Genomic DNA, 22,402 nt, shown 5'->3' with positions numbered 1-22,402 from the left:
CATATTTTGTTTAAATAAGGGAGGATTTTCAAGTGGCAAACGTAACTTTTAAAGGTAATCCAATGACTTTAGTTGGAACAGAAGTTAAAGTTGGCGATCAAGCGCCAAACTTCCAAGTATTAGCAAACGACTTATCTCCAGTAAGTTTAGAAACATACAAAGGTGAAGTGAAATTAATTAGTGTTGTACCTTCAATCGACACAGGTGTTTGTGATGCACAAACACGTCGTTTTAACCAAGATGCAGCAGGTATTGAAAACGCGAAAGTATTAACAATTAGCGCTGATTTACCATTCGCTCAAAAACGCTGGTGTGCAGCAAACGGTTTAGAAAATGTTGTAACACTTTCTGACCACCGTGACCTTTCATTCGGTGAAGCTTACGGCTTAGTAATGAAAGAGCTTCGTTTACTTGCTCGTGCAGTATTCGTAGTAGATAGCAACGACAAAGTAGTTTACGCAGAGTACGTAAGCGAAGGTACAAGCCATCCAAACTATGAAGCAGCATTAGAAGCAGCTAAATCTGCGAAGTAATGTGAAGGAAATGACCTCTTATAAAGAGGTCATTTTTTCTCATATATTGCTCTGTAACGGCATCGATATATGAGAAAAAACGTTATATCATATATAACTTAAAAGGGAGCTCTTTACAGGAGGTCGCTTTTTCTTTTTGGAAAAAAACACTTTGTGGTATGATATAAGTTATGTGTAAAAGAGAGAAGGAGGAATGTACGTGAGTCAGACAGTAGAAACATTATTTTCTATTTTTGATTCTTCTGCGGTAGTTTTACGTAAAGAATTAGATGTAACATATTTAGAGGCGCTTGTAGAGACAGGTGATAACTTGTTTGAGGGAGCGATTTTACAAGAAGAATTATCCGAATCAGCAATTGAAAGGCTGAATCGTGAATATAGTACGTTTAATGAAGAAACATATAAAGGTGAAGAAATTCGTAAAGCATTTCAGTTAGCCATCTTAAAAGGAATGAAAGAAGGCGTACAAGCGAATCATGAAATGACACCTGATGCAGTTGGTATGTTTATGAGTTATTTATTCCATAAATTTATGCAAGGGCAAAATGAAATTACAGTTTTAGATCCTGCAATTGGAACAGGTAACTTAATGACTACAGTGTTTAATAGCGCCAAAGAAGGACTAACAATGAGTGGATTTGGTGTAGAAGTGGATGAAGTGCTAATTAAACTTGCTTTAGTAAATGCAAATTTACAAAAGCATGCAATCGAATTCTTCCATCAAGATGGACTAGCACCACTTTATATCGATCCAGTTGATGCAGTCGTTTCAGACTTGCCAGTTGGTTATTATCCAAACGAAATCGGTGCAAGTGAATATAAATTAAAAGCAGATGAAGGAATGTCATATGCCCATCACTTATTTATTGAACAAAGTGTGAAACATACGAAAGAGGGCGGGTACTTATTCTTCTTAGTACCAAACTTCATTTTTGAAAGTGACCAGGCACCAAAATTACATGCATTTATTAAAGAAACATGCTTTATTCAAGGGTTATTACAGCTTCCTGTTTCCATGTTTAAAAACGAGAAAAATGCAAAAAGTATATTTGTTCTCCAAAAGAAAGGCGCTAATGTAACAATGCCAAAACAGGCGTTATTAGTGGAGTTGCCTAAATTCTCTAACATGAAGGCGATGGAAGACATTATGGATCAATTAAATACTTGGTTTGCAACACATAAATAAAGCTAGGTATATGTAACAGCATTAGTGATTCATGTAGTACAGTTTTATATAATATGTCATATTTTTAAATATATACAAGATTTAACTGAATTTTTTTGAAATCTGTAATATATATTTTTTCTTGGTGTTACAATTTTTTCACTTGAAATATATGTCGGACGATGTTTAAATTAAAATCGTGAGTATAAAATTTGCTAATGATGAAACGTTTTCATATTTAGTGAATTTGATCAGATAAAATCGAGCGGTTTGTGGAAACATCCACACAACTACCAAGAGAAAAAGGGGCGAAAGACTAGATGTCAAAAATCATCGCGATTAACGCAGGAAGCTCTTCCTTAAAATTCCAATTATTTGAAATGCCAAGTGAAACAGTATTAACAAAAGGTTTAGTAGAACGTATCGGTTTAGAAGATAGTATCTTCACTATTACTGTAGATGGCGAAAAACAAAAAGAAATTACAAACATTCCAGATCACGCAGTAGCAGTTAATATGCTTCTAAAAAAATTAACTGAAAACGGAATCGTTAAATCTCTAGATGAGATTGGCGGTATCGGTCACCGTGTTGTTCACGGCGGCGAAAAATTTGCTGACTCTGTTTTAATTACTGATGAAGTATTAGCTGATATCGAAGAATTAAGCGATTTAGCACCACTTCATAACCCAGCAAACGTTGTTGGTATTAAAGCATTCCAAGAAGTATTACCAAACGTACCAGCAGTAGCAGTATTCGATACAGCATTCCACCAAACAATGCCGGAATCTGCATTCCTATACAGCCTACCATATGAGTACTATGAAAAATTCGGCATCCGTAAATACGGTTTCCACGGAACTTCTCATAAATATGTAACTGAGCGTGCGGCTGAATTATTAGGTCGTCCAATTGAAAGCTTAAGCTTACTTTCTTGTCACTTAGGTAACGGTGCAAGTATCGCAGCAGTAGAAGGCGGTAAATCTATCGATACTTCTATGGGCTTCACTCCACTTGCTGGTGTAACAATGGGTACACGTTCTGGTAACCTTGACCCTGCGTTAATTCCATACATCATGGAAAAAACAGGCCAAACAGTAGAAGAAGTAGTTAACGTATTAAACAAGAAGAGTGGTATGTTAGGTCTTACTGGTTACTCTAGTGACCTACGTGACATCATTGCGAAAGAAGAAGAAGGCGACCACCGTGCGAAAGTAGCACTTGATGTATTCGTAAGCCGTATCCACAAATACATCGGTTCTTACACTGCTCGTATGAAAGGTGTAGACGCAATCATCTTCACAGCTGGTGTAGGTGAAAACAGTGCGATTATTCGTGAGCGCGTATTAGAAGGCCTTGAGTACATGGGCGTATACTTTGATGCAAAACGTAATAACGTATTCGGTGAAGAAGCATTCATCAGCTTCCCACACTCTCCAGTAAAAATTATCGTAATTCCAACTGACGAAGAAGTTATGATTGCTCGTGATGTACTACGTCTTGGAGATATTGGTTAATATATGAAAAGAAAGACGAGATCCTATAGGATTTCGTCTTTTTTCTTTTGGATGTATTTTAAAACTCCATCCGGATATAATATTTTTTCTTTCTGAATGAATGCCGTAATAGGAATCCATTTCGCATACGCTACTGTTTCCTCATCTTGTATATTTAATATTTTCATTTCATATAGTGACGTGTCTAATAAACGCAAAGAATATAGTTGAATGATTTCATGACCAATGTCTCCATCTAGATGAAAGACATTTTCTAAACAACCTAAATAATTGGTGATTTCCACTTCTGTATGAAGCTCTTCCCTAAATTCACGAATAACGGTATGTGCTGATTGTTCACCAAGTTCAATTGAACCACCAAGAGGTCGGTAAAATGTTTCATCGGCTGAATGATATTCTTGTACGAGAAGACGCCCGTGATGTATAGCAATGCCAAAAGCCTTTGCACGTGGATACATATACAATCACTCCTTATTTTTTTGTATAAGGAAGATTATAATGTGTTTTGTAGTAAAGGTGTCATGTATTTAAGAATATGGTCTAATCATAATTCCATCAAATAAGTTTTTCCAAAATGCTTCATTGTATTGGTATACATCCATAATAGGACATTTCATAACGCAAACACGTTGTAATCCCCAATCTTCTTGGGTGATAGTTGGTATATCGGCAGGAATTAGTAACAAGACAGAGAATGTATGTGTAACGATTTGAGATAAAATTTGTTCTAGGGAACATGCTTCTTCATATGTTCCTCCAGTTCGAATAAATAATATGGATTCTGCCGTTTCAATTGTAGCTAGAAAACGATTAATACGATGTTCATAGTTTAACTTAATTTCTGTATAAGAAGGCCAAGAAGTTGGTGTGTTTACATCTGTTTTAAAGTCATGACAGGAGTCAATTTCATAAAGGTTGTCCCTTAATCTTAATTTTGCATCATCATCCCAAAATGAGATGAAGGATAAATTTTCGAAATTTAAAAAGCGGTCAAATCGATTTTGTAATAATACATTCACTTTTTCTAATGAGGGGCTTAGCATAAAATCAATAACGCCAAAAAATGGTGATAATTCTAATTGATATAATGCCCAAGCAGGCCAGCAGTTTTGTCCTAAGCTGAATACCGCATTATATTCTTTTTTTATATCGGATAGATTCATGTGATTTATCTCATCCTTTTTGTTAATATTTTATGCCATTCAAAAATGGTATGTGAATAAAGATAGACAAGCATATTTGCAAAGAATAAGCAGAAATATGTTACAATAGAAAAAAATCGAACGAGGTGGTTGTTACGATGCGATCGAAGCGAGAACAAGCCATTTTAGACAATATAAAAGAATGGGAAGCGCAATTAGTTGAGCAAGAAGCGACCGATTTTCAAAAAGTGTTTGATAAATGGTTACATACTACAGTTGCGAAATTACCTGAGAAAAAGCGAAAAGAATTCTTCACGAAAGCAGATGGATGGCTCTTTCATTTGCATGCATTTATTCAAAGTTCACAAGCACAGTTAGATGCACGTAATCGGATTTTAGGAACATCAAGATTATTTGATGAATCGATTGAACAGCTTGAAGATTTGAAAGCATTATCTATTGATCAATTAACATACATAGCAGAGCAGCAAACAGCACGTCATCGTCTATATTCATTTGTACAAGGCGGGGCAACAGGTGCTGGAGGTTTATTATTATTAACGGCGGATTTTCCGGTTATGATCGCGTTAAATGTGAAGGCAGTCCAACTTATTGCAACATCATTTGGACATGATGTGAACAAGCCGTATGAAATGATGCTTGCGTTAAAGGTGTTTCATGCGTCATTACTACCAGGAAGACTTCAGCAATATGCATGGTACAATTTATTGCAAGAGCTGGAGCAGGAAGATTCGTTCTTTTACGAAGGAGACGAAGCAGTGCTACAAACAGCTTCTACTGAGGTTGTGTTAAAACAAATTTTGAAGACATTTTCGATTTATGCTCTTCGTCGTAAATTATTCCAAGGTATACCGGTAATTGGAATGGCAATTGGATCTACAGTGAATTATCGTTTAACAAGAAACGTTACTGAATTTGCAAATAGATTTTATCAAGTGCGCCATATAGTCGAGAAAGAAAAAAGAGCATAAAAAAAGCGAGAGGCCGAAGCCTTTCGCTTTTTTTAATTTGTTGCATGTTTTTTGGACATTGGAACAGATACTGGTTGTTTTTCTGCTGTTTTTTCTGTTTTTGGATAATAAATTAAATCCAATGTTTTTGCCTGTACGGCAATCGAAAGAATAGTAAAAGCAATTTCTGTCCAATTTAAATAATATAATGAAAGCGCAAGAACAATCGCGTCAAAGACGAAGAAAATTTGCCCAATTGTAAAACGAGTTCGTTTACTTAATACAATTGTTAAAATATCGTCTCCACCGGTTGCACCGCCAAATCGCAATATAAAACCGAGTCCAATACCAGCTAACGCACCGCCAACTACTGCAGCTATAAATAAGTTATTTGATAAATCTACCGTAAATGGAGAATAATTTTCCATAAAGGAATAAAATACTCCGAATGAAATTGAACCTAGGAATGAATAACCAACCATTTTTCTACCTAAAAATGAAGCGCACAGTAAAATAATTGGGATATCCATTAATACAGTTGAAATAGATGGTGAAATATCATAAAAGTTTTGAATGAATAGTGCAATTCCTACAAAGCCACCTTCTGTTAAGTGGTTTTGGAAGTGAATGTGATATAGCGCTGCTGCTAAAATAAATGAACCGATTAAAACCATAAAAATTTCTTTAATAATTTGCCGACTTTGGATGTTCCTCATCGTTATTCCTTCTTTCCGTAGTTAGTAGTCCTTTTTGTGTTGTAAACTAACTACGAGCTCACATGTAGCTTTCAGTTAGTTTACGAAAAAACTAACTACGCTATATGTCGCTGAAGAAATAACGAATAATCCTCTCGTCCATCAATTCTCCCTACCTTCGTTTTAGTTTAAGTCTTAAAACGACTAAACAAAACGTGGAGTAGGATTCGTCATTTAGCAATCCTGCTCTTCTTTGTTTTGTTTAGTTAGTAACAATTAAGTCCTAAACAAAACGCTATGTGTAAGAAGAGTCTTTTTTTTGCCAAATTATCCTTCGGGCAATCATAATTTCCCCACTCTCGTATTTTTTTCGCTAGACTAAAGTATCTGAGCTGAAAAATACGCTACGTGTATGATTCGTCAATACGATGCCACATGCTCCTTCGAGCGATCATGATATCAAAATCCCTTCCTTCAAGATTTATACTATTATATCATACTTTTAAAAAATGTATGCGGATGGAAACCGACAATAAACGGAGGGAATCTACAAAAAATGTTATGTTTAAATATTTTTGTAGAAAAGCCTAAGTTATTTCGGAGGATTGGACAGTTTGTAACGGTTTGTCCAATAAGTAAGAAAAAAAGGGTTTTATTCCGTTGTATTCTTTTCATCACTTTTATCTTTAAAAAACGCATCCCAACTAATCACACTTAAAAAAGTTAAAGCGATAATAACGAAAGCACGCATAAGCTGTAGACCTCCTTTTGTACATAGTATATGAATCATTCGATTCGGAATGTGTCATTTTTTTACAAGTCTTAACTATTATGAGAGTATATTAATATAGATAGATGAAGGGGAGAGTGAAGGTATGCTAAAAGGAATGTTCAAAAGAAAAGAATTAATATGTATTTCATGTCAGAAAAAAATTCAATATGAAGAAGAGCTTGTTGCTTTTGTAAAGTTGCCGAAAGAAAGAAGTATATTAGTTGGCCCTTTTGATGTGTGTTTGGCAAAAACAGCACAAGAGATATATTGTAAATCATGTTACGACAAAAAAAGCATGACCCAAAGTAATTGAGGGGCATGCTTTTTTCATTGGTGTGCTTTCCCCTCAGATACATTTTGAGTGAGTCGATACCAAAGCCAAAGGTCATTAATGATGGAAGCAAGATCGGCAATTTCTGAATTTAGTTTACAAGAAACTTCGAAGTCTTCTTCGTTATTTAAATAATGTTGTTTTGTATTAATATAGTGCTCAAGTTCTTTTATACGATCAGGAATTTTCCCGCGAACTTGTTCCCATTTTAGTAAAATAGCATGTTGCATTTTTTCGGGGATTTCTTCCCAGTCTTCTTGTAAATGCGGAATTTCAATTCCTAGATGTTCATCGTATAAGAAATACTTTTCCATAAGTTCACCCCCGTTTTCCTGCTTATATTGTACAGAAAAACAGAAAGAAGTTCGACGAAATTGTTTGAAAAAATTTGAAAATGACTCTTGATACATTTTGTGAAAGGTGGTAAAGTGTGAATTATTATAAAAGAAAATGAATATTTATTCTTTAGGGGGATGCAAAATGGAGAAGAAAAAAGTTGTATTAGCATATTCTGGAGGTCTTGATACTTCCGTTGCAATTAAATGGTTACAAGAGAAAAATTATGATATTATCGCGCTTTGTTTAGATTTAGGGGAAGGTAAAGACTTAGGGTTTGTAAAAGAAAAGGCACTTTCAGTAGGTGCAATTAAATCATATATGATTGATGTTCAAGAAGAATTCGCGAATGAATATGCATTGATGGCGATGCAAGCACACACTTTATACGAAGGGAAATACCCTCTTGTCTCTGCATTATCTCGTCCGCTTATTGCAAAGAAATTAGTAGAAATCGCAGAACAAGAAGGTGCAACTGCAGTTGCACACGGATGTACAGGAAAAGGAAATGACCAAGTTCGTTTTGAAGTTTCTATCCAAGCATTAAATCCTTACTTAGAAGTGATTGCGCCTGTACGTGAATGGAAATGGTCACGTGAAGAAGAAATTGCATATGCAAAAGAAAACGATGTACCAATTCCGATTAATTTAGATAGCCCGTTTTCAATCGATCAAAACTTATGGGGACGCAGCAACGAATGTGGAATTTTAGAAGATCCATGGGCAGCGCCGCCAGAAGATGCATATGAGATGACATTGGCGTTAGAAGATACACCGAATAAACCAGAGTTTGTAGAAATCGGATTTGAAGCAGGCGTACCGACTACTTTAAATGGCACTGCATATTCACTTGCAGAATTAATTAAAACGTTAAATGCGCTCGCTGGAAAACACGGCGTTGGACGTATTGATCACGTAGAAAATCGTCTTGTCGGTATTAAATCTCGTGAAGTATACGAATGCCCAGCAGCAATGACGTTAATCACTGCGCATAAAGAGTTGGAAGATTTAACACACGTAAAAGAAGTAGCACATTTTAAACCAGTGATTGAACAGAAAATAACAGAACTTATTTATAACGGTTTATGGTTCTCGCCTTTAAAACAAGCGCTTCATGCATTTTTACAAGAAACGCAAAAGAATGTAACAGGTACAGTGCGTGTGAAATTATTTAAAGGTCATGCGATTGTAGAAGGACGTAAATCTGAGTACTCTTTATACGATGAAAAATTAGCAACATATACTGCCCAGGACGAATTTAATCATGATGCAGCAGTTGGATTCATTTCATTATTTGGTTTACCGACGAAAGTATACAGCCAAGTGAATCAAAAGAAGGTGGAAGCGTGAGCAAACTTTGGGGCGGACGTTTTACAGAAGAAGCGGAAGCATGGGTTGAAGAATTTGGAGCATCCATCTCCTTCGATCAACAATTAGTAAATCAAGATATAAACGGGAGTATTGCACACGTCACGATGCTAGCAAAGCAGAGCATCGTGACGAAAGAAGAAGCAGAGAAAATAAAGGTAGGTCTTCAATATTTATTGAAAGAAGCAAAAGAGAATAAGCTACAATTTTCAGTAGAAGCAGAAGATATTCATTTAAATATCGAAAAGATGTTAATTGAACAAATTGGCGAAGTAGGAGGGAAACTTCATACAGGCCGAAGCCGTAACGATCAAGTGGCAACGGATATGCATTTGTATTTAAAAGAAAAGGTAGAACATATTATAAAAGCTACAAAGCAATTGCAAACTGTTCTTGTTCATCAAGCAGAAAATAATATTGAAACGATTATGCCTGGCTATACGCATTTGCAACGTGCCCAGCCGATTTCATTTGCTCATCATATTCTCGCTTACTTTTGGATGTTAGAGCGTGATGTAAATCGTTATGAAGATTCGTTAAAGCGTATTAATATCTCCCCATTAGGAGCAGGAGCGCTAGCTGGGACGACATTCCCGATTGACCGAGAATATAGTGCGGAGCTTCTTGGATTTAATGGAATATATGAAAATAGTTTAGATGCAGTAAGCGATCGTGATTTCATACTGGAGTTCCTAAGTAACTCATCTATGCTTATGATGCACTTATCGCGCTTTTGTGAAGAACTTATTTTATGGAGTAGCCAAGAGTTTCAATTTATTGAAATGAGCGATCAATACGCAACTGGAAGCAGCATTATGCCGCAAAAGAAAAACCCGGATATGGCGGAACTAATCCGTGGTAAAACAGGCAGAGTATACGGTAATTTATTCAGTTTACTTACAGTAATGAAAGGATTACCGCTCGCTTACAATAAAGACTTGCAAGAAGATAAAGAAGGAATGTTTGATACAGTAAAAACAGTAGAAGGATGCCTTCATATTATGGGGGGCATGCTTGAAACGATGACTGTAAACAAAGAAAAAATGGGGCAAGCTGTGACGCAAGATTTCTCCAACGCAACAGAAATTGCCGACTATTTAGCAAACAAAGGACTACCATTCCGTCAAGCTCATGAAATTGTTGGGAAGTTAGTGCTACATTGCACACAAAAAGGAATTTATTTATTAGATGTCCCGCTTGAAACATATCAAGAAATGAGCTCTTTATTTGAAGAAGATTTGTATGAAGTTCTTTCACCATATGCGGCTGTAAAGCGTCGTAATAGTGCTGGTGGGACAGGGTTTGAACAAATCAAAAACGCTTTGGAGAAGGCGAAGGGGTTAACGAAAGAATTTATTAAGAATTGAGTTGGGAAGTACGCCAGTCTAGTAAAGTCTGGCGTACTTTGTTTTTTAATAATATTTAAGTTACAATATAGTGAAAAATAACAATTTAGGGGAAGTCTATGAAAAAAATAGTGTTTATCATTGTACTGGTAATTAGTTTAATTGCAAATGCTAAAGTGTTTCTTTTGGACAAATATATGTATGTTGGTGAAAAAGAAAAGCGAGAAGAAGCGATTATCGCAACGATGTGGCATTTGCAAGATAAAGGATATAAAGAAAGTGATATTTTATATATAAAACCGGCCTTTTATAGCAAAATGGATTCGTATGGAATGAATGTGCAGTTTAAAGATGAACCAAATGAATCATATACATATAGAGTTTTAAAAGATACGAAAACAAATAAACTAACTGTACACCAAGATAGCAATGAGCAAGGTGGTATGGGCGGGAAGCATCAAGAGCTTAAATAAAGAAAGAAAACGACTGATGGCATTCGCCTGCAGTCGTTTTTCTTTTAATCATACTTATGTCGATCTTCCGTAATTCGAATATACTCAATATCCATCAAATCTCTAAGTAATGCACCGTTACTTAGTTCAACGCCATGTTTCTCTTTAAAATGAGTACGAATCGTATCTAGCATTTCGAGTTCTTTCCCATTCACATCTAAAATAATACGTTCAGAATCATCCATGTTGCATCCTCCTTTTTTACACATATATATTTTGTCCGTCTATTTCTAAAAAATGTATGTTAACGTAATGTTAGGAAATAAGAAAGGGATGAAAAATGAGACGTATTTATTTTATAGGGTTAATTTTGTACACGCTAATTGTATTACACGTTGCATTCCCAAATATGTTTTCATTTGAGGATGTAGAAACAGTACACGTCGGGATATTTATCTTTATTCTATTTGTAGTAGACTGCTGTATTTCAATATGGTTTTCGAAAAGAAAATATGTACAAGATAAAAAAGAAATGGAACAAAAAAAGAGAAAACGTTCATTTTGGATGATGACGTACTGTTTGTCTTTAGTGCTTACTGCTGCTTTTTTTAGTGAACATATTCCATTAGAAAGATTAAATATTGGATTTGGAGCGTTCGTATTCGCATACTATTTTTTTATGCACTTTCTTCCTTATATGAAAGAAAAGCGAGGAGAAGAGGAAGACCCGCTTGTAGAAGAAGCGAGAGAACAAGAGCATAAGAGAATAGAAGGGGATATAAAGAAACTTGGAGAACAAAAATGGTATTTAAAATCAAAAATCATATATGTTCTTTGCTTCATTACGCCGCCAATTGGCTATTTGTACGTCTTCTTACTTCGTAAAAAAATGACAGCAGATGCAAAGCAAACGTACTTAACGATCGCGACAATCATGATGGCGTTATGGTCTTTGAAGTTTCTTCCGCCTTATGTGTTGGCAATTACCGTTGTTGTCGTAGCATGTCTTGTGTTTATAGTGAAGTTTATAAAATGAAAAACACCAAGCCTATGTGGACTTGGTGTTTTATCTATAAATTAAAGCTCACCTTGTTCCTCATCACCACGAACAACAAGGACATCGCATTTCGCATAGCGAATAATATGTTCAGAGACGCTACCAATTAGGAAACGCTCAACAGCATTTAAACCAGTCGCACCACACATAATTAAATCTACTTTATGGTTTGGAGCGATTTCTTTTGAAATTTTTGATTTAGGATTACCGAATTCTAATACAGTTTCAATTTTTTCAAGACCAGCTTCAAGCGCAGTTTTTTTGTAGTCTTCTAATAAGTCTTCTGCAAATAGATTTGCACGTTCCGCAATTGCACGGCTATAAGCTTCTACTGCTGAGTATGCTTTTACATCAACGATATGAGCAATTGTTAATGTTGCATTGTTGCGCTTTGCGACTTGAATTGCTTTTTTAAAGGCTTTTTCTGCTTCTTTAGAACCATCCACCGCGATTAAAATATTTGTATATGTATTATTCATAGTAAATTCCTCCCAATCTGTTTTATAACTGTTTACAACTTAATTATAAAACAAATTTTGGTAACGTGCTTGCCAGAAACGTTACAGAATTTTGAAAACTCTGTTTCAATTCATTTTAGTTGTAATTGGAGCGAGAACTTGTTACATATGAAGTATAGCAATTTAAAAGGGGGCAGTTTTGTGAGACATGCGCTCATTACAGCCGGTACGAAAGGTTTAGGAAAGCAAGTAACAGAAAAATTATTGGCTAAAGGCTATTCAGTAACAGTAACGTACCATAGCGATATCACGGCTATGGAAACGATGAAAGAAACATATAAAGATGTGGAAGAGCGTCTACAATTCGTGCAAGCGGATGTCACGAAAAAGGAAGATTTACATAAAATAGTAGAAAAAGCGATGAGCCGTTTTGGCAAAATTGACTTTTTAATTAATAATGCTGGTCCATATGTATTTGAACGAAAAAAGTTAGTTGATTATGAAGAAGATGAATGGAATGAAATGATTCAGGGAAATTTAACAGCGGTATTTCATTTATTAAAACTTGTCGTTCCGGTCATGAGAAAACAGAACTTTGGCCGTATTATTAATTACGGATTTCAAGGGGCGGATAGTGCACCGGGATGGATTTATCGTTCAGCTTTTGCCGCAGCGAAAGTAGGACTTGTTTCATTAACGAAAACAGTTGCTTATGAAGAAGCGGAGTATGGTATTACTGCGAACATGGTATGTCCTGGTGATATTATAGGCGAGATGAAAGAGGCAACTATTCAAGAAGCACGTCAGCTGAAAGAGCATAACACACCGATTGGTAGATCTGGAACAGGTGAAGATATTGCAAGAACCATTTCGTTTTTATGTGAGGACGATTCCGATATGATTACCGGTACAATTATTGAAGTGACTGGTGCAGTGGATGTTATTCATAGACATCGATAGAATAAAATAAGATGAAGTTTCGAATAATTGGACAGTTTATCCATTGTGCTGAGAGGTGCGGATAATACTGTCCTTTAATATAAAATTAAATCTATCGGAAAACTCGTGTTATTTTTTTGTCAAATATTGAGATATTATGTTAAAATATAAGAGCGTAGAAAGCGCTTTAAAAAAATGATTCAGGGGTCATTTCATAACTCAAGGGGGAACTAATCATGCGTATCGGTATTCCAACAGAAATTAAAAACAATGAAAACCGTGTGGCAATGACGCCAGCGGGAGCAGTACATTTAGTACAAAATGGTCATGAAGTTTTTGTTCAAAAAGGAGCAGGTTTAGGATCTGGCTTTACGGATGAAGAATACGTACAAGCTGGTGCGAAACTTGTAGAAACTGCTGAAGAAGCATGGAATCAAGATATGGTTATGAAGGTAAAAGAGCCAGTAGCAAGTGAATACGGCTATTTCCGTGAAGGTTTAATTTTATTCACATACTTACACTTAGCTCCAGAACCAGAATTAACGAAAGCACTAATCGATAACAAAGTTGCATCAATCGCATATGAAACAGTACAATTAGACAATCGTTCTTTACCATTACTTGCACCTATGAGTGAAGTAGCTGGTCGTATGTCTGCACAAATCGGTGCACAATTCCTTGAGAAAAACAAAGGTGGTAAAGGTATTTTACTTGCAGGCGTTCCAGGGGTAAAACGCGGCAAAGTAACAATCATCGGCGGTGGTCAAGCTGGTACAAACGCAGCTAAGATTGCAGTAGGTTTAGGTGCAGATGTAACAATCATTGACTTAAGTGCAGAACGTCTTCGTCAATTAGATGATATTTTCGGTAACCAAGTAAAAACATTAATGTCTAATCCATATAACATTGCAGAAGCTGTTAAAGAATCTGACCTTGTTATTGGTGCAGTATTAATTCCAGGTGCAAAAGCGCCAAAACTTGTAACTGAAGAAATGATTCAATCAATGGAACCAGGTTCTGTCGTTGTAGATATCGCGATTGACCAAGGTGGTATTTTCGAAACAACTGATCGTATTACAACTCATGATAACCCAACTTACGAAAAACATGGCGTTGTTCATTATGCAGTTGCTAATATGCCAGGTGCAGTTCCACGTACGTCAACTCTTGCATTAACAAACGTAACAGTACCATATGCAGTACAAATTGCGAACAAAGGTTACAAAGATGCTTGCTTAGGCAACACTGCATTACTAAAAGGTATTAACACATTAGATGGCTATGTAACATTCGAAGCAGTTGCAGAAGCGCACGGCTTACAATACGCTGATGCGAAAGAGCTTCTTGAAAAAGCTCCTGCTTTATCATAATAGAAATACATTCGAGACCTTCCTTTATGAGGAGGGTCTTTTTTATAAGGTGAAAAATTGTTTTTTATTACTGTTAACAAGTGGTAATTGTGATAATTTAGAATTATATAAATTTAAGGGAAGGGGGATTGAATTGGGAAGAAAAAGTAAGCGGGGGAAGCGTAAAAAACAAAGAGGAGTAATAAGGAGTAAACATGAGTTAGTAGTTACGAAAAAGAGACCTAGGTCGAAATTTGAAAGTGGTTTAATAGATGCGGCGAATGTTATGTATTTTATTGTAATGAGTATTATTTTCATTAACTTAATTAAGTTACAAATTTCAAATTTATCTTTACATGTATTTGTACTTATTATTTTTCTTATGGTAGCTATTTCGGTACATGTTTTAGTTTTTGGAACATTACTATCAACTAATAAGAATGGTGGAAAAAAAGTACAAAAAAAGAAAAGAAATTCGTCTTATTATGCAAGCTCATCAAGTGGATTCGGTGACTACAGTAGCAATGATTGTAGCAGCTCAAGTGATGGCGGAGGAGATTGCGGAGGTGGTGGAGACTAAGTTAGTTTTTCAGAAGAACGACTAATGAAAGGGTGAGACGGAATATGGAGACTGTGAACTTAATAGAATTAACAAAGGACATTCAAGACCAACATAAAAACTTCGTCGTTTCAAATGTAAATAGTCATTGCTTACGAATCGCTGTATTTACTGGCGAATATGATTGGCATTATCATTCTAATTCGGATGAATTATTTATTGTGCTAGAGGGAGAATTGCTTATCGATTTTGAAGATGGAGAAACAGCAGTTTTAAAGCCGAATGATTCTATTTTAATTCCAGCGTGTACGATTCATAGAACGAGAGCATTAAAGAGAACAGTAAATCTTTGTTTCGAAAATATAGAAGCTGATACGATTAAAGTGGAGCAGTTATGAAAAAATTATCTGTAGCCGAGTATAGAAAAATCATTCCGATTTTGGAAAGTAATACAAGAACGACGACATTTGCTTATGCGGTATGTGACCAAATGATAGATGGTGAGATTTTTGCCAACGAGAAGTTAACAGCAGGATTAATTCGTACAGTTAACGGTATCTATTATTTATTTGGTCATACGGATGATCAAAATTATAATGAAGATTTATTGATGTATTTAAAAATGGCTATTGAAAAAACAGAGAAGAGATTTACACTATTCGCTTCAAGTGAAGAGTGGGAAATGATGATTGAAGGGCGTTTTAGTAATGTACTTCGGAATATGCCACGAATGAAATTCCAAAGAGAAATCTTTGAAGAGCGAACACAAGATGCAAATAAAAATACATATGCAGTGAAGCGTATTGATAAAAGTGATATAGAACGAAGCAGTGAATTTACAGAGAAGTATTATAAAGAATATTGGGGATCAAAAGAACTATTTTTGAACGGTGGTTTCGGATTTTGTATAGAACAAGGTGGGATGATTATAGCTGAATGCGTCTCAATATTTAGAGGGAATAGTTTTGCTGAAATCGATATTGCTACGCATAAAGCATATCAAGGGAAAGGATTAGCTCAAGCTGTTGCGACACGGTTCATTGAACATTGCATGCAAAATGATATTATACCGAGCTGGGATTGTTATGTAGACAATATTCCTTCGCGAAAATTAGCTAGTAAATTAAGTTTTCATAATCCGATAGAATATAGATTGTTTGTACGTAAGAAAACGGGGGAATAAAAATGAATGTGGAATTAACGAGATTCAAAGTGAAACAAGGTAAAAGTCATCGTGTAGATGAATGGATGCAGCTTCTTAATGACAATATGAAAGAAGTCCTTTTGACATTAAACGACGAAAAGATGTATGTTGAGACAATTTTCCGGGAAATAAGAGATGGAGAAGAATACTTATATTGGTATTCTGTGCAAGGAGAAGGCGGGGCTCTTGTCGAAAATTCTCATTATGAAATTGATAAAAAGCACTTGGAATTTTGGCATGAATGTATTGATGAAGAAGCACCATCTGTTGATATGAAAACGGAAGTTGTTATGATTCAAGATGTTGTGAGGGAAGCGATGGAATAATAGAGTAATATTTTGTGAACAAAAAACAGTCTTATTTTTTTGCTGAAATATATATTATTGGAGATGCTATAGGATGAGAATTAGTAATAAATATATCACTCTCGATGAAATAGAGATAATAAGAGAATCCTTAAATAAATTGCATGAATATCATAATAATAAATCAAAATATTTTTCTGGCGATTACCCAAGAATGACATTTGAGGAACGTATTGAAAATTATAAAAAGAACTCAAAGTACGGAGAATATAGAATTGAATTATTGATTGAGTCAGAAACAGATAATATATTAGGATTTTGTATAGCGTATAGTAAAAGCGTAAGCGGAAAGATTGAAGTTTTATTTGTTGATGAAAAATACCGAAGAAACGGATTTGGTTTGAAATTAATGAATAGTGCAGTGGAATGGTTTAAAGTGAAAAAGATAGATGAAATTGAATTAACAGTAGTGTATGGAAATGAAGCTGTATCATTTTATGAAAAGCTGGGATTTTATCCTCGTTCAATTATTATGGCAACTAAGTCATAACGATAGTATGGGGAGAGATGAGTGGGAGTTTTTGTTTCAAAAAATGATTCATATTTTACTAAATTATATGTGAAGAGCACATCAAAATAAATGTGCTTTTTATTATGGAAAAATTTATAAAAGCTGTATTTGGATATCTTTAAGTGAAAATAAAGAGGGATATCGAGAATATTTTAGGATAAACTATAAAGTGAAACTTTAATCAGTGGTGAGGGCATCCCCCACTGATTATCAGCCCTCACCAATCGGGCTTTTACGAGCAGTCCGCCCCCCACCTAACTTCTTTACTTCCGCTGAATTTTGATGTGGGGTCTTACTGCCTGTTAATGCGGGATAAAGAAATAAAAAACACCGAACCAAAAGACTTACAAATATACGGTGTAGTTGTAACAGGCAAAATAGAGGATTTACAAAGTTTACAAGGAGCACCATATATTAAGGCTGCTGTTAGAGGTGTAACAGTTGAGAAATATTAATTACAGTCTATTAATGTGAATAATCAGAAAACTTATGTTATACTATGGGAAAAGGAGGTTTATATGAGGCAAATACATGGAGCAATTTATATTTACATAACTATGTTTTTCGTGGCGATATCCTATGGATTAGGGCACGTGTATTCGCATCCTATACTAACTTTTTTAAGCGGAGCATGTATGGCGTTTGCGCTTCTTGTCCACCTTTTCTCAGTTTGGATCGTGAAATTTCAATTAAATATTAGTGAAATAGAAGAAGGCACTTTTTGAGTGGCCTTCTTTTTTTAATAATATTTAAAGGAAGAAATAGACAATAAATAAGTGCTTTTGAATGGAGGGGGGCATTATGAAGAGAGCATTATTCTTTTTCATTAGTATTTTCTTTTTAGGAAGCTGTTCCATTTCGTATGTTACTTTTTCTAGCGAGAGCAAAAGTTGGACGGGACAATATAAAGGCCATATTAAGGATGATAGTGAAGATGGAATGTTTACATTTCAGTATAAGGGCGGAGATGGGAATACAGAATTTAAGAATTTAGAGATTGCTATTAATGGAGCCTTTAGTACAATGACACAAACGTCAGAAGTTCATAGAGGAGCAAAGGTTGAAATGAAGTCTTCTTGTGTAAGTTGCGCGCCTATCTCTAAAGATGAACCAATAGAGATTGTGATGAAATGGGATGATAAGTATGAGGAGAAGATGGTGCTAAATTTGAAATAGCCTAGAGTAAGGGGTTAAAAATGAATAGGCATATGAAAATTGTTATGTTTTTAAGTGTATTTCTAGTCGTATTATCAGCGTGTGATACAAAACAAGTAGAGCAAGTAACGGTAAAAGAAGGGTATATTATATTAAGAAATGACACGGTGTTTTTTGCCGATGATAAAACGTTTAAAACAAAAGTAGAGTTGCAACATTATATAGAACAACAAATGAATAAAGATCATCCAGCACATATAGTCTTGAGCTTTAAGGACAAAGACGCATATAAACAGTTAAAAACAGGGGATAAAATAAAAGTATGGTCTTCTCAAACACTTGAAAGCTATCCAGCAAAAATGATTGTAGAGAAATTTGAAATAGTAGAGAAATAAAAAAGGCAGCAATCAAGCTGCCTTTTTTATTATTTTACAAATTGTAATTCTTTCGGGAATTTCGTTAAAATTTCTGATCCGTCTTTTGTGATGTAAATATCATCTTCAATACGAACGCCACCTACGTTTGGTACATAAATACCAGGTTCGATTGTGAAGACCATACCTTCTTTTAATGGAGACTCGTTACCAGCTTTTACATCTGGATATTCGTGTACGCTAATTCCAAGTCCATGACCAAGTCGGTGCGGGAAGAAGTCTCCGTAACCTGCATCTGCGATAACAGAACGAGCAGCGTTATCGATTGCGCCAAGTGTAACACCTGGTTTACATGCTTCAACTGCTTGTAGTTGTCCAGCAAGTACAGTGTTGTAAATGCGAGTTTGCTCTTCAGAAATCTCACCGAATGCTACTGTACGTGTAATATCAGAGCAATAACCATCAATGATTACGCCTAAATCAAATAGTACGAAATCGCCGCGTTTCATTTTGTTTGCGCCAGGAATACCGTGTGGAAGAGCAGAGTTCGCACCTGCTAATACCATCGTATCAAATGACATTTTATGTATGCCTTTTGTTTTTAATTCGTGTTCAATAATTGCTAATACTTCTAGCTCGCTGCGGTTTTCTTTAATTGCATTTACACCAACTTCAACAGCATAGTCCGCCATTTTAGCTGCTTCGCGTAAAATAGAAAGTTCTTTTTCATCTTTAATTAAACGAAGTTCGCGAACTTTCTCCTCAGCTGATTTGAAAGCTGCATTTGGGAATAATTTCGTTAATTCTTCGTAGCGCTCTACGTTTAAATGTTCTTTTTCAATTGCAACTGCATTTGCATTGATGCCGCGGTCTTTAATTGCTTTTGCAATCATATCCCATGGTCTGTCAGTATCAGTAAATCCGATAATTTCATGTGCCCAGCCAGCGTTACGTGCTTGGCCTTCTTCCATTTTAGGGCAAATTAAAATAGGTTCTTTTTCTTGGAATACAAACATACCAAGAAGTCTTTCGTGTGGTTCACAGTGGAAGTTTGTCATGTAGAAGACGTTCGGTGTAGAAGTTAAGAACGCAGCTTCTACGTTTTTTTCTTTTAGCCATTGCATTAAATTTTCTAATCTAGCATTCATCGATTGGCACCCCCGAGATATTTAATTACAAATATAACTTTAACTCGGAAGAAAGCGTTATGACAAGTAAATAGATGTTAGAAAAGACAGGGGATTGAAAAATCATGTAGAATAAAAAGTGAGAATGTGAATAGGGGAGGAATGTAATAATGAAAGTATCTTATCATGGACATTCAGTTGTGAAAATTGAGGCGAATGGAAAAGTTATTTTAATTGACCCGTTTTTAACAGGTAATCCGAAAACAGATTTAAAAGCTGAAGATGTAAAAGTGGATGCAATCCTTTTATCGCATGGACACGGTGATCATGTTGGAGATACAGTAGAACTTGCGAAGAAAAATAATGCAGTTGTTGTAGCACCATTTGAACTAGCAACATTTTTAAGTTGGCAAGGTGTAAATACACACCCGATGCATATTGGTGGTTCACATGAATTTGACTTCGGAAAAGTGAAGTTTACACAAGCATTCCACGGCTCTAGTTATATTGATGAAGCAAATAAGACGATTACATATACAGGTATGCCAGCAGGTATTTTATTTACAGCAGAAGAGAAAACTGTATACCACGCAGGAGATACTGCACTATTCTCTGATATGAAGTTAATTGGGGAATTAAATAAAGTTGATCTAGCATTTTTACCAATTGGTGATAATTTCACAATGGGACCAGAAGATGCTGTACTAGCGGCAAAATGGATTAATGCGAAAACTGTTGTACCGATGCATTATAATACGTTCCCAGTTATTGAACAAGATCCATATCAATTTGTAGAAAAGCTACAAAATTGTACAGGGAAAGTATTAGAAGCTGGAGAAAGTATTACACTATAGAAAAGAAACCCTTCATTTGAAAAAGAAAAGTGAAGGGTTTTTTATGTGTGTAGGACAGCTTTTAATGCTTGTATTTGTTTTGGTGATTCTTTTCTTTTGGTACGTGGTTGTTCAGGTGTTTCATTCAATTCCATTGCAACTTTTTTCCCATCTACGAAAGCTAAAAATACAGCACCTACAACCTCTAAAAATTTTTTCATCATGTGTTCGCTCCTTTGTTTTATTTCTTGTCTTAATTGTATAAGTAATTAAGTGTACGAACTATCGAATGAGATGACAATAGCATTACATTGTTGTAATAGAATGAATGGTGGAATGCAAGAGACATTTTGTTATAAAAAAAATAGTACAGGTATGCAAAGAGAGAGTGTAACAGTTTTGAAAATATAGTATACTAAAAGTACAACACATGAAGAATTTAGGGAAAAGAAAGTATGGTGAAACCATTTGGCTACCAAGCATAACCAAATTTTAGAACATATTAATAGCCTGCCAGTAGGCCATAAAATTTCTGTAAGACAAATCGCGAAAGATTTGAGTGTAAGTGAAGGGACAGCTTACCGTGCAATTAAAGATGCAGAAAATAAAGGATATGTTAGTACAATTGAACGTGTCGGAACAATTCGAATTGAACAGAAGAAGAAAGAGAATATCGAAAAACTGACATATGCAGAAGTCGTTAACATTGTCGATGGTCAAGTACTTGGGGGCAGAGAAGGACTACATAAAACATTAAATAAATTCGTAATCGGAGCTATGAAATTAGAAGCGATGATGCGCTATACAGAAGCTGGGAATTTACTCATTATTGGTAACCGTACGAACGCACATCAATTAGCGTTAGAAACTGGAGCCGCTGTATTAATTACGGGCGGATTTGATACGGAAGATCATGTGAAGAAATTAGCAGATGAATTAAAACTGCCGATTATTTCAAGTAGTTACGATACCTTTACAGTTGCAACGTTAATTAACCGTGCGATTTACGATCAGCTTATTAAGAAAGAAATTGTACTCGTTGAAGATATTTTAACGCCAATTGAAGAAACGTTATATTTAAAGCCGAGTGATACAGTGCAGCAATGGCATGCCTATAATGAAGAGACGATGCACGGAAGATATCCGATTGTTGATGAAAGTAACAAAGTGCTAGGAATCGTAACTTCAAAAGATATGATCGGAGTAGCGAAAGAAACACCAATTGATAAAGTAATGACAAAGCACCCAATTACAGTGAACGGTAAAATGTCTGTCGCAGCTGCGGCACGTATGATGGTGTGGGAAGGAATTGAATTACTTCCTGTCGTTGAGGAAGGAAATAAACTGCAAGGTATTATTAGCCGTCAAGATGTACTTCAGGCACTGCAAATGATTCAACGTCAGCCGCAAGTTGGAGAAACCATTGATGATATTGTAACGAATCAATTTATGACGCCAAAAGAAGCGAAGAATGAGCATCTATATCAATTTTCGGTGACGCCGCAAATGACGAACTCAATCGGAACGTTATCGTACGGTGTATTTGCAACAATTGTGACAGAAGCGACAAATCGCGTCATTCGTGCGCAAAAGAAAAGCGATTTAATTGTTGAAAACTTAACGATTTATTTCGTAAAGCCGGTTCAAATTGATAATGTTGTATCTGTTCATCCGAAAGTATTAGAAATTGGACGTAAATTTGGTAAGGTCGATGTAGAGGTGCATCATGAAGGTAATGTTGTTGGAAAAGCATTACTTATGGTTCAGTTAATCGATAAATAAAAAGATGGAACAAATCGTTTTGATTTGTTCCATCTTTTTTGTTGTTTTAAATTTGAAAGGCATG

At 35.5% G+C, this 22,402-nt stretch carries 29 protein-coding genes and 1 pseudogene; 22 read left to right on the top strand and 8 right to left on the bottom strand.

Going from position 1 to position 22,402, the window contains the following annotated elements:
• The first annotated feature begins 32 nt into the window (after positions 1-32).
• The 3 genes from tpx to ackA all read left to right on the top strand — a co-directional run bounded on the left by tpx (position 33) and on the right by ackA (position 3,212).
• The gene (tpx, locus tag MHB52_RS23975; RefSeq protein ID WP_000024525.1) at positions 33-533 is read left to right on the top strand and encodes a thiol peroxidase; all 501 of its coding nucleotides are present in this window, start codon (positions 33-35) and stop codon (positions 531-533) included.
• Between the two features lie 199 nt (positions 534-732).
• The gene (locus MHB52_RS23970) at positions 733-1,719 is read left to right on the top strand and encodes a class I SAM-dependent methyltransferase (protein ID WP_000084367.1); all 987 of its coding nucleotides are present in this window, start codon (positions 733-735) and stop codon (positions 1,717-1,719) included.
• Positions 1,720-2,018: 299 nt separating this feature from the next.
• Complete coding sequence (ackA, locus tag MHB52_RS23965; protein ID WP_000034575.1) at positions 2,019-3,212, top strand: acetate kinase; 1,194 nt, start codon at positions 2,019-2,021, stop codon at positions 3,210-3,212.
• 23 nt (positions 3,213-3,235) lie between these two features.
• On the opposite strand, the gene MHB52_RS23960 is transcribed toward ackA, so the two are convergent.
• Positions 3,236-3,670, bottom strand: coding sequence for an NUDIX hydrolase (locus MHB52_RS23960; protein WP_000283468.1), 435 nt, complete (start codon positions 3,668-3,670; stop codon positions 3,236-3,238).
• 69 nt (positions 3,671-3,739) lie between these two features.
• A complete protein-coding gene (locus MHB52_RS23955) occupies positions 3,740-4,375 on the bottom strand; it encodes a DUF1796 family putative cysteine peptidase (protein WP_016118718.1) in 636 nt (211 codons plus the stop codon).
• Between the two features lie 137 nt (positions 4,376-4,512).
• Between MHB52_RS23955 and MHB52_RS23950 the strand changes: the two genes are divergently transcribed.
• Positions 4,513-5,346 (top strand): EcsC family protein, encoded by an 834-nt coding sequence (locus MHB52_RS23950; protein WP_001256853.1) that lies wholly within the window; start codon positions 4,513-4,515, stop codon positions 5,344-5,346.
• A 32-nt stretch (positions 5,347-5,378) separates the two neighbouring features.
• On the opposite strand, the gene MHB52_RS23945 is transcribed toward MHB52_RS23950, so the two are convergent.
• Complete coding sequence (locus MHB52_RS23945; protein WP_001244515.1) at positions 5,379-6,041, bottom strand: YitT family protein; 663 nt, start codon at positions 6,039-6,041, stop codon at positions 5,379-5,381.
• 854 nt (positions 6,042-6,895) lie between these two features.
• Here MHB52_RS23945 and MHB52_RS23940 point away from each other — a divergent pair.
• Positions 6,896-7,105, top strand: coding sequence for a hypothetical protein (locus MHB52_RS23940; RefSeq protein ID WP_000911986.1), 210 nt, complete (start codon positions 6,896-6,898; stop codon positions 7,103-7,105).
• A gap of 14 nt (positions 7,106-7,119) precedes the next feature.
• Here MHB52_RS23940 and MHB52_RS23935 read toward each other — a convergent pair whose 3' ends face one another.
• Positions 7,120-7,437, bottom strand: a complete 318-nt coding sequence (locus tag MHB52_RS23935) for a hypothetical protein (protein WP_000417218.1) — start codon at positions 7,435-7,437, stop codon at positions 7,120-7,122.
• 166 nt (positions 7,438-7,603) lie between these two features.
• Between MHB52_RS23935 and MHB52_RS23930 the strand changes: the two genes are divergently transcribed.
• The 3 genes from MHB52_RS23930 to MHB52_RS23920 all read left to right on the top strand — a co-directional run bounded on the left by MHB52_RS23930 (position 7,604) and on the right by MHB52_RS23920 (position 10,646).
• Positions 7,604-8,809 (top strand): argininosuccinate synthase, encoded by a 1,206-nt coding sequence (locus MHB52_RS23930; protein WP_016118716.1) that lies wholly within the window; start codon positions 7,604-7,606, stop codon positions 8,807-8,809.
• Positions 8,806-10,194 (top strand): argininosuccinate lyase, encoded by a 1,389-nt coding sequence (gene argH, locus MHB52_RS23925; RefSeq protein WP_000041290.1) that lies wholly within the window; start codon positions 8,806-8,808, stop codon positions 10,192-10,194. The genes MHB52_RS23930 and argH overlap by 4 nt, the downstream gene beginning before the upstream one ends.
• A 98-nt stretch (positions 10,195-10,292) precedes the next feature.
• Positions 10,293-10,646: a DUF3139 domain-containing protein gene (locus MHB52_RS23920; protein ID WP_000724675.1), complete on the top strand. Its 354-nt coding sequence runs from the start codon at positions 10,293-10,295 to the stop codon at positions 10,644-10,646.
• A gap of 44 nt (positions 10,647-10,690) precedes the next feature.
• Here the strand turns inward: MHB52_RS23920 and MHB52_RS23915 are convergent, their stop codons facing one another.
• A complete protein-coding gene (locus MHB52_RS23915) occupies positions 10,691-10,870 on the bottom strand; it encodes a hypothetical protein (RefSeq protein ID WP_000342765.1) in 180 nt (59 codons plus the stop codon).
• Positions 10,871-10,965: 95 nt separating this feature from the next.
• Between MHB52_RS23915 and MHB52_RS23910 the strand changes: the two genes are divergently transcribed.
• Positions 10,966-11,661, top strand: coding sequence for a hypothetical protein (locus MHB52_RS23910; RefSeq protein WP_016118715.1), 696 nt, complete (start codon positions 10,966-10,968; stop codon positions 11,659-11,661).
• A 41-nt stretch (positions 11,662-11,702) separates the two neighbouring features.
• Here the strand turns inward: MHB52_RS23910 and MHB52_RS23905 are convergent, their stop codons facing one another.
• Positions 11,703-12,161: a universal stress protein gene (locus MHB52_RS23905; protein ID WP_001066673.1), complete on the bottom strand. Its 459-nt coding sequence runs from the start codon at positions 12,159-12,161 to the stop codon at positions 11,703-11,705.
• A gap of 147 nt (positions 12,162-12,308) precedes the next feature.
• On the opposite strand from MHB52_RS23905, the gene MHB52_RS23900 reads away from it, so the two are divergent.
• The 11 genes and pseudogenes from MHB52_RS23900 (at position 12,309) to MHB52_RS23850 (ending at position 18,617) form a co-directional block, all read left to right on the top strand.
• A complete protein-coding gene (locus MHB52_RS23900) occupies positions 12,309-13,100 on the top strand; it encodes an SDR family oxidoreductase (protein ID WP_002005829.1) in 792 nt (263 codons plus the stop codon).
• 215 nt (positions 13,101-13,315) lie between these two features.
• Positions 13,316-14,449: an alanine dehydrogenase gene (gene ald / locus MHB52_RS23895; RefSeq protein ID WP_001219402.1), complete on the top strand. Its 1,134-nt coding sequence runs from the start codon at positions 13,316-13,318 to the stop codon at positions 14,447-14,449.
• Between the two features lie 133 nt (positions 14,450-14,582).
• Positions 14,583-15,008 (top strand): hypothetical protein, encoded by a 426-nt coding sequence (locus tag MHB52_RS23890; protein WP_016118714.1) that lies wholly within the window; start codon positions 14,583-14,585, stop codon positions 15,006-15,008.
• A gap of 44 nt (positions 15,009-15,052) precedes the next feature.
• Positions 15,053-15,385: a cupin domain-containing protein gene (locus MHB52_RS23885; RefSeq protein ID WP_000450941.1), complete on the top strand. Its 333-nt coding sequence runs from the start codon at positions 15,053-15,055 to the stop codon at positions 15,383-15,385.
• Positions 15,382-16,170, top strand: coding sequence for a GNAT family N-acetyltransferase (locus MHB52_RS23880; RefSeq protein ID WP_061663243.1), 789 nt, complete (start codon positions 15,382-15,384; stop codon positions 16,168-16,170). The genes MHB52_RS23885 and MHB52_RS23880 overlap by 4 nt, the downstream gene beginning before the upstream one ends.
• Positions 16,171-16,172: 2 nt before the next feature.
• Positions 16,173-16,517 (top strand): DUF6176 family protein, encoded by a 345-nt coding sequence (locus tag MHB52_RS23875; protein WP_001100230.1) that lies wholly within the window; start codon positions 16,173-16,175, stop codon positions 16,515-16,517.
• Positions 16,518-16,590: 73 nt separating this feature from the next.
• Entirely contained in the window at positions 16,591-17,046 is a 456-nt protein-coding gene (locus MHB52_RS23870; protein WP_001222923.1) for a GNAT family N-acetyltransferase, read from the top strand.
• A gap of 335 nt (positions 17,047-17,381) precedes the next feature.
• Positions 17,382-17,522, top strand: a pseudogene (locus tag MHB52_RS23865) (anti sigma factor C-terminal domain-containing protein); the annotation flags it as partial.
• Between the two features lie 63 nt (positions 17,523-17,585).
• Entirely contained in the window at positions 17,586-17,792 is a 207-nt protein-coding gene (locus MHB52_RS23860) for a hypothetical protein (RefSeq protein WP_001248905.1), read from the top strand.
• Between the two features lie 76 nt (positions 17,793-17,868).
• Positions 17,869-18,243: a hypothetical protein gene (locus tag MHB52_RS23855; RefSeq protein WP_000816710.1), complete on the top strand. Its 375-nt coding sequence runs from the start codon at positions 17,869-17,871 to the stop codon at positions 18,241-18,243.
• Positions 18,244-18,263: 20 nt separating this feature from the next.
• Complete coding sequence (locus MHB52_RS23850; protein ID WP_001079375.1) at positions 18,264-18,617, top strand: DUF3221 domain-containing protein; 354 nt, start codon at positions 18,264-18,266, stop codon at positions 18,615-18,617.
• Positions 18,618-18,646: 29 nt separating this feature from the next.
• Here the strand turns inward: MHB52_RS23850 and pepQ are convergent, their stop codons facing one another.
• Positions 18,647-19,744: a Xaa-Pro dipeptidase gene (gene pepQ / locus MHB52_RS23845; RefSeq protein ID WP_000994032.1), complete on the bottom strand. Its 1,098-nt coding sequence runs from the start codon at positions 19,742-19,744 to the stop codon at positions 18,647-18,649.
• Between the two features lie 149 nt (positions 19,745-19,893).
• On the opposite strand from pepQ, the gene MHB52_RS23840 reads away from it, so the two are divergent.
• Entirely contained in the window at positions 19,894-20,577 is a 684-nt protein-coding gene (locus MHB52_RS23840) for a metal-dependent hydrolase (protein ID WP_000868922.1), read from the top strand.
• Between the two features lie 41 nt (positions 20,578-20,618).
• On the opposite strand, the gene MHB52_RS23835 is transcribed toward MHB52_RS23840, so the two are convergent.
• The gene (locus tag MHB52_RS23835) at positions 20,619-20,780 is read right to left on the bottom strand and encodes a hypothetical protein (RefSeq protein ID WP_000976017.1); all 162 of its coding nucleotides are present in this window, start codon (positions 20,778-20,780) and stop codon (positions 20,619-20,621) included.
• 244 nt (positions 20,781-21,024) lie between these two features.
• Between MHB52_RS23835 and MHB52_RS23830 the strand changes: the two genes are divergently transcribed.
• Positions 21,025-22,338: a CBS domain-containing protein gene (locus tag MHB52_RS23830; RefSeq protein ID WP_000201580.1), complete on the top strand. Its 1,314-nt coding sequence runs from the start codon at positions 21,025-21,027 to the stop codon at positions 22,336-22,338.
• Positions 22,339-22,402 lie beyond the last annotated feature (64 nt).

The sequence above is a fragment of the Bacillus sp. FSL K6-0073 genome (genome assembly GCF_038006085.1).
Lineage (GTDB): Bacteria > Bacillota > Bacilli > Bacillales > Bacillaceae_G > Bacillus_A > Bacillus_A cereus.
This window is presented reverse-complemented; position numbering and strand designations above follow the sequence as displayed.

What these genes read in the sequence shown, in the direction of transcription:
- MHB52_RS23880 (WP_061663243.1), top strand. Translation starts at nt 15,382, where the DNA reads ATGAAAAAATTATCTGTAGCCGAGTATAGAAAAATCATTCCGATTTTG.
- MHB52_RS23930 (WP_016118716.1), top strand. Translation starts at nt 7,604, where the DNA reads ATGGAGAAGAAAAAAGTTGTATTAGCATATTCTGGAGGTCTTGATACT.
- MHB52_RS23940 (WP_000911986.1), top strand. Translation starts at nt 6,896, where the DNA reads ATGCTAAAAGGAATGTTCAAAAGAAAAGAATTAATATGTATTTCATGT.
- MHB52_RS23935 (WP_000417218.1), bottom strand. Translation starts at nt 7,437, where the DNA reads ATGGAAAAGTATTTCTTATACGATGAACATCTAGGAATTGAAATTCCG.
- MHB52_RS23840 (WP_000868922.1), top strand. Translation starts at nt 19,894, where the DNA reads ATGAAAGTATCTTATCATGGACATTCAGTTGTGAAAATTGAGGCGAAT.
- MHB52_RS23910 (WP_016118715.1), top strand. Translation starts at nt 10,966, where the DNA reads ATGAGACGTATTTATTTTATAGGGTTAATTTTGTACACGCTAATTGTA.
- MHB52_RS23920 (WP_000724675.1), top strand. Translation starts at nt 10,293, where the DNA reads ATGAAAAAAATAGTGTTTATCATTGTACTGGTAATTAGTTTAATTGCA.
- MHB52_RS23850 (WP_001079375.1), top strand. Translation starts at nt 18,264, where the DNA reads ATGAATAGGCATATGAAAATTGTTATGTTTTTAAGTGTATTTCTAGTC.
- ackA (WP_000034575.1), top strand. Translation starts at nt 2,019, where the DNA reads ATGTCAAAAATCATCGCGATTAACGCAGGAAGCTCTTCCTTAAAATTC.
- MHB52_RS23900 (WP_002005829.1), top strand. Translation starts at nt 12,309, where the DNA reads ATGAAGTATAGCAATTTAAAAGGGGGCAGTTTTGTGAGACATGCGCTC.
- MHB52_RS23835 (WP_000976017.1), bottom strand. Translation starts at nt 20,780, where the DNA reads ATGATGAAAAAATTTTTAGAGGTTGTAGGTGCTGTATTTTTAGCTTTC.
- MHB52_RS23905 (WP_001066673.1), bottom strand. Translation starts at nt 12,161, where the DNA reads ATGAATAATACATATACAAATATTTTAATCGCGGTGGATGGTTCTAAA.
- MHB52_RS23955 (WP_016118718.1), bottom strand. Translation starts at nt 4,375, where the DNA reads ATGAATCTATCCGATATAAAAAAAGAATATAATGCGGTATTCAGCTTA.
- MHB52_RS23950 (WP_001256853.1), top strand. Translation starts at nt 4,513, where the DNA reads ATGCGATCGAAGCGAGAACAAGCCATTTTAGACAATATAAAAGAATGG.
- MHB52_RS23855 (WP_000816710.1), top strand. Translation starts at nt 17,869, where the DNA reads ATGAAGAGAGCATTATTCTTTTTCATTAGTATTTTCTTTTTAGGAAGC.
- MHB52_RS23870 (WP_001222923.1), top strand. Translation starts at nt 16,591, where the DNA reads ATGAGAATTAGTAATAAATATATCACTCTCGATGAAATAGAGATAATA.
- MHB52_RS23875 (WP_001100230.1), top strand. Translation starts at nt 16,173, where the DNA reads ATGAATGTGGAATTAACGAGATTCAAAGTGAAACAAGGTAAAAGTCAT.
- MHB52_RS23915 (WP_000342765.1), bottom strand. Translation starts at nt 10,870, where the DNA reads ATGGATGATTCTGAACGTATTATTTTAGATGTGAATGGGAAAGAACTC.
- MHB52_RS23945 (WP_001244515.1), bottom strand. Translation starts at nt 6,041, where the DNA reads ATGAGGAACATCCAAAGTCGGCAAATTATTAAAGAAATTTTTATGGTT.
- MHB52_RS23860 (WP_001248905.1), top strand. Translation starts at nt 17,586, where the DNA reads ATGAGGCAAATACATGGAGCAATTTATATTTACATAACTATGTTTTTC.
- ald (WP_001219402.1), top strand. Translation starts at nt 13,316, where the DNA reads ATGCGTATCGGTATTCCAACAGAAATTAAAAACAATGAAAACCGTGTG.
- MHB52_RS23960 (WP_000283468.1), bottom strand. Translation starts at nt 3,670, where the DNA reads ATGTATCCACGTGCAAAGGCTTTTGGCATTGCTATACATCACGGGCGT.
- MHB52_RS23885 (WP_000450941.1), top strand. Translation starts at nt 15,053, where the DNA reads ATGGAGACTGTGAACTTAATAGAATTAACAAAGGACATTCAAGACCAA.
- pepQ (WP_000994032.1), bottom strand. Translation starts at nt 19,744, where the DNA reads ATGAATGCTAGATTAGAAAATTTAATGCAATGGCTAAAAGAAAAAAAC.